This is a genomic window from Moheibacter sp., from assembly GCF_049672845.1.
Lineage (GTDB): Bacteria > Bacteroidota > Bacteroidia > Flavobacteriales > Weeksellaceae > Moheibacter.
Window position 1 is genome coordinate 1 of sequence record NZ_JBATWT010000021.1, and the last position, 5,648, is coordinate 5,648.

Sequence of the window (5,648 nt, forward strand, 5' to 3'; positions counted from 1 at the left end):
ATTAAGAAACGAGAAGTTCATTTGAAATAATAGAAAAGAAGAAAAAAAGCCTAAAAAGAGAAAACGGTCAATTTTGTAAGGCAGGCATCAAAGGTTCGAAGTTCTAAAAGTATTTAAAAAATTTTACAACGGAGAGTTTGATCCTGGCTCAGGATGAACGCTAGCGGGAGGCTTAACACATGCAAGCCGAGGGGTATGTAGTTTTCGGATTACAGAGACCGGCGTACGGGTGCGTAACGCGTATGTAACTTGCCCTATTGAATGGGATAGCCCAGGGAAACTTGGATTAATACCGTATAACACATTAGATGGCATCATTTAGTGTTGAAAGATTTATCGCAATAGGATAGACATGCGTATGATTAGGTAGTTGGTAGAGTAATGGCCTACCAAGCCGATGATCATTAGGGGGCCTGAGAGGGTGAACCCCCACACTGGTACTGAGACACGGACCAGACTCCTACGGGAGGCAGCAGTGAGGAATATTGGACAATGGGTGAGAGCCTGATCCAGCCATCCCGCGTGCAGGAAGACGGCCCTATGGGTTGTAAACTGCTTTTATACAGGAATAAACCACCTTACGTGTAGGGTGTTGAAGGTACTGTATGAATAAGCACCGGCTAACTCCGTGCCAGCAGCCGCGGTAATACGGAGGGTGCAAGCGTTATCCGGATTTATTGGGTTTAAAGGGTCCGCAGGCGGGCCTGTAAGTCAGGGGTGAAAGCCGGCAGCTTAACTGTCGAACTGCCTTTGAAACTGCAGGTCTTGAGTGAAATTGAAGTAGCTGGAATGAGTAGTGTAGCGGTGAAATGCATAGATATTACTCAGAACACCAATAGCGAAGGCAGGTTACTAAATTTTAACTGACGCTGAGGGACGAAAGCGTGGGGAGCGAACAGGATTAGATACCCTGGTAGTCCACGCCGTAAACGATGGATACTGTCTGTTGGGGCGCAAGCTTCAGTGGATAAGCGAAAGTGATAAGTATCCCACCTGGGGAGTACGTTCGCAAGAATGAAACTCAAAGGAATTGACGGGGGCCCGCACAAGCGGTGGAGCATGTGGTTTAATTCGATGATACGCGAGGAACCTTACCAAGGCTTAAATGTATTATGACCGGTCTAGAAATAGACCTTTCTTCGGACAGAATGCAAGGTGCTGCATGGCTGTCGTCAGCTCGTGCCGTGAGGTGTCAGGTTAAGTCCTATAACGAGCGCAACCCCTATCACTAGTTGCCAGCGTTTCAAGACGGGGACTCTAGTGAGACTGCCAACGCAAGTTGCGAGGAAGGTGGGGACGACGTCAAGTCATCACGGCCCTTACGCCTTGGGCCACACACGTGCTACAATGGCCGGTACAGAGGGCAGCTACCACGCGAGTGGATGCGAATCTCAAAAGCCGGTCTCAGTTCGGATTGGAGTCTGCAACTCGACTCTATGAAGCTGGAATCGCTAGTAATCGCATATCAGCCATGATGCGGTGAATACGTTCCCGGGCCTTGTACACACCGCCCGTCAAGCCATGGAAGCCGGGGGTACCTGAAGTTGGTGACCGTAAAAGGAGCTACCTAGGGTAAAACTGGTAACTAGGGCTAAGTCGTAACAAGGTAGCCGTACCGGAAGGTGCGGCTGGAACATCTCTTATATAGAGTACGACGAATTATTTACCTGTCAACAAACGCAGGGTTGGCTGTTTTTTTTTAGGTTTTTTCTTCTTTTTATTACATATACGAAGTTCGAAACCCGAAGTTCGAAGTTCGCCCAACAAAAAGCGAGCTTCTGATTTCTAACTTCTAACTTCGAAATAAAGGCCACTCTTTTTAAAGAGTCTCGTAGCTCAGCTGGTTAGAGCGCTACACTGATAATGTAGAGGTCGGCAGTTCGAGCCTGCCCGAGACTACTGATACGGGTTAAGAGTTTGAGAGTTATGTGTTAAGGGTTAAAAAACTCAGGACTCACAACGCGCAAACTCAAAACTTTAAGAAAAAGAGGGGAATTAGCTCAGCTGGCTAGAGCGCCTGCCTTGCACGCAGGAGGTCATCGGTTCGACTCCGATATTCTCCACCAAGAAGCGTTAAAGAGTTAAGGGTTTCGAGTTATGAGTAAAACGCATAACACAAAACGCGAAGACACAAAAACGCATCAGAAGAGTTCATTGACATACTGGAAGAAAATAACGAGAAATAGACAATTTCATTGGTATATTTATATACCATGAGCATTATAATAAAGAATAAAACAAAAACAATAACCGAACACGAGAGCGGCGGTTAGAAAAAAGTTACTAAGAGCGTATGGCGGATGCCTAGGCTTTCAGAGGCGATGAAGGACGTGATAAGCTGCGATAAGCTTCGGGGAATGGCACATACATTTTGATCCGAAGATTTCCGAATGGGGCAACCCGGCATGTTGAAGGCATGTCACCTCGCAAGAGGAGCGAACGCAGGGAACTGAAACATCTAAGTACCTGTAGGAAAAGAAATCAATTGAGATTCCGTAAGTAGTGGCGAGCGAACGCGGATTAGCCCTAAAGCTATTATATGTTTAGTAGAATAACCTGGAAAGGTTAACCGAAGAAGGTGAAAGTCCTGTATACGAAAGGCATACATTAGTTATAACGAGTAAGGCGGGACACGTGAAATCCTGTTTGAATATGGGGGGACCATCCTCCAAGGCTAAATACTCCTGAAAGACCGATAGTGAACTAGTACTGTGAAGGAAAGGTGAAAAGCACTTCGAATAGAAGGGTGAAAGAGAACCTGAAACCATACGCTTACAAGCGGTCGGAGCCTACGGGTGACGGCGTGCCTTTTGCATAATGAGCCTACGAGTTAATGTCACTGGCAAGGTTAAGTAGTTCAGCTACGGAGCCGAAGCGAAAGCGAGTCTGAATAGGGCGCATAGTCAGTGGTATTAGACGCGAAACCTTGTGATCTACCCATGGGCAGGTTGAAGCTTTGGTAACACAAAGTGGAGGACCGAACCCGTTGACGTTGAAAAGTCTTGGGATGACCTGTGGGTAGGGGTGAAAGGCTAATCAAACTGGGAAATAGCTCGTACTCCCCGAAATGCATTTAGGTGCAGCGTTGTGTATAAGTATCTTAGAGGTAGAGCTACTGATTGGATGCGGGGGCTTCACCGCCTACCAATTCCTGACAAACTCCGAATGCTAAGATATGTTCCACAGCAGTGAGGGCATGGGTGCTAAGGTCCATGTCCGAGAGGGAAAGAACCCAGATCATCAGCTAAGGCCCCCAAATGTATACTAAGTTGACCAAACGCGGTCGGATTGCATTGACAGCTAGGATGTTAGCTTGGAAGCAGCTATTCATTTAACGAGTGCGTAACAGCTCACTAGTCGAGCGATCCGGCATGGATAATAATCGGGCATAAGTATACTGCCGAAGCTATGAACTTCGTCAAGAAGTGGTAGGGGAGCATTCTATCGGCGCAGAAGCCAGGCCGGCGAGGCATGGTGGAGCTTATAGAAAAGAAAATGTAGGCATGAGTAACGATAAGCGGTGCGAGAAACACCGCCGCCGCAAGACCAAGGTTTCCTCAGCTATGCTAATCAGCTGAGGGTTAGTCGGGTCCTAACATGTACCCTAAAGGGGAAGTGGATGGCAAACGGGTTAATATTCCCGTACCTGCTCACACCAAAAGTGACGGTGAGAAGTAACCGGTGCGTACTGACGGAATAGTACGTTGAACCTGGGTAAACCAGGGATAGTACACAAAGCCTTCGGGTGGCGTGATAATCCGGTGAAGTCTCATCCAAGAAATAGCGAGTGAAGCAGCCCGTACCCCAAACCGACACAGGTGGTCGAGGAGAGTATCCTCAGGCGCTCGAGTGAATCGTGGTTAAGGAACTAGGCAAAATAGACCTGTAACTTCGGGAGAAAGGTCGCTCCGAGCAATCGGAGCCGCAGTGAAAAGGCCCAGGCGACTGTTTATCAAAAACACAGGACTCTGCTAAATCGAGAGATGACGTATAGGGTCTGACACCTGCCCGGTGCCGGAAGGTTAAGGAAGGATGTTAGCATTAGCGAAGCATTTGACTGAAGCCCCGGTAAACGGCGGCCGTAACTATAACGGTCCTAAGGTAGCGAAATTCCTTGTCGGGTAAGTTCCGACCTGCACGAATGGTGTAACGATCTGGGCACTGTCTCAACCACGAGCTCGGTGAAATTGTAGTATCGGTGAAGATGCCGGTTAATCGCAATGGGACGAAAAGACCCTGTGAACCTTTACTATAGCTTCGTATTGACTTCGGGTAAACAATGTGTAGGATAGGTGGGAGACTTTGAAGCATGCACGCCAGTGTGTGTGGAGTCGCCGTTGAAATACCACCCTTTGTTTATCTGGAGCCTAACCCGTCATCCGGCGGGGACATTGCGTGGTGGGTAGTTTGACTGGGGTGGTCGCCTCCAAAAGAGTAACGGAGGCTTTCAAAGGTACCCTCAGCACGCTTGGTAACCGTGCGTAGAGTGTAATGGCATAAGGGTGCTTGACTGTGAGACCTACAAGTCGATCAGGTGCGAAAGCAGGACATAGTGATCCGGTGGTTCCGTATGGAAGGGCCATCGCTCATAGGATAAAAGGTACTCCGGGGATAACAGGCTAGTCTCCCCCAAGAGCTCACATCGACGGGGAGGTTCGGCACCTCGATGTCGGCTCGTCACATCCTGGGGCTGGAGAAGGTCCCAAGGGTTGGGCTGTTCGCCCATTAAAGTGGCACGCGAGCTGGGTTCAGAACGTCGTGAGACAGTTCGGTCTCTATCTATTGTGATCGTTAGAAGTTTGAGTGGGCTTGACTCTAGTACGAGAGGACCGAGTTGAACGAACCTCTGGTGTATCAGTTGTACCGCCAGGTGCACCGCTGAGTAGCTACGTTCGGTTTAGATAAGCACTGAAAGCATATAAGTGCGAAACTTGCCACAAGATGAGACTTCTTTTAAGGGTCGTTGGAGATGACAACGTTGATAGGCTACAGATGTAAAGGCAGCGATGTCAAAGTCGAGTAGTACTAATTACCCATAAACTTTGCTAACCGCTCTCCGTAGATGGTTATTGTTTTTGAATTATTCAAAAAACGCTTAAACGAAATATTAAATGTCGATTATCGACCTTCCAGATGTCAAGATATTAAGTCCTAAGTGACTATAAAAACTTAGGGTGGTTATTGCGGCAGGGCTCACCTCTTCCCATTCCGAACAGAGAAGTTAAGCCTGCCAGCGCCGATGGTACTACGAAAGTGGGAGAGTAGGTCGCCGCCAGTCTTTTTTTAAATCCTTATCATTTATTTGGTAAGGATTTTTTTTTGGATTATTGTTTCGTGAATTTTTTAGGCGTATATAGTTTTCATAGTTGCTTGGACAAGCACATAGAAAAGGGTATCAACCGAAAAAACTTTGCATCTGAAATTCTGAATTCTATTTAGCAGTTTTGGCTTAGTACTTACAATATTCAACAATACAATACACATTATACTTAATTGGTTCAATGGTGGTCAAACGCGCCAAGGATAGCAGCGAAAACCCGCAGGAGCGATAGAGAAGAGGAGTTGCAGGATTACTGAGATTTTCCTTTTAGAAAGGAAAAAACGAAAGTAACCAGCGTAGCTGTGCCTGGTCCCGTTGCGCTAAAATC

General features: G+C 47.3%; 2 tRNA genes and 3 rRNA genes. All 5 read left to right on the plus strand.

The features are described 5' to 3' along the window. Nucleotides 1-125 precede the first annotated feature (125 nt). The 5 genes from WBF63_RS07565 to rrf all read left to right on the plus strand — a co-directional run bounded on the left by WBF63_RS07565 (nucleotide 126) and on the right by rrf (nucleotide 5,278). A 16S ribosomal RNA gene (locus tag WBF63_RS07565) occupies nucleotides 126-1,644 on the plus strand. A gap of 181 nt (nucleotides 1,645-1,825) precedes the next feature. Continuing rightward, nucleotides 1,826-1,899 (plus strand) — tRNA-Ile (locus WBF63_RS07570). Nucleotides 1,900-1,989: 90 nt separating this feature from the next. After that, a tRNA-Ala gene (locus WBF63_RS07575) sits at nucleotides 1,990-2,066 on the plus strand. 207 nt (nucleotides 2,067-2,273) lie between these two features. Further along, a 23S ribosomal RNA gene (locus WBF63_RS07580) occupies nucleotides 2,274-5,049 on the plus strand. Between the two features lie 121 nt (nucleotides 5,050-5,170). Continuing rightward, a 5S ribosomal RNA gene (gene rrf / locus WBF63_RS07585) occupies nucleotides 5,171-5,278 on the plus strand. Together the 16S, 23S and 5S rRNA genes with 2 tRNA genes alongside form the textbook arrangement of a ribosomal RNA operon. Nucleotides 5,279-5,648 lie beyond the last annotated feature (370 nt).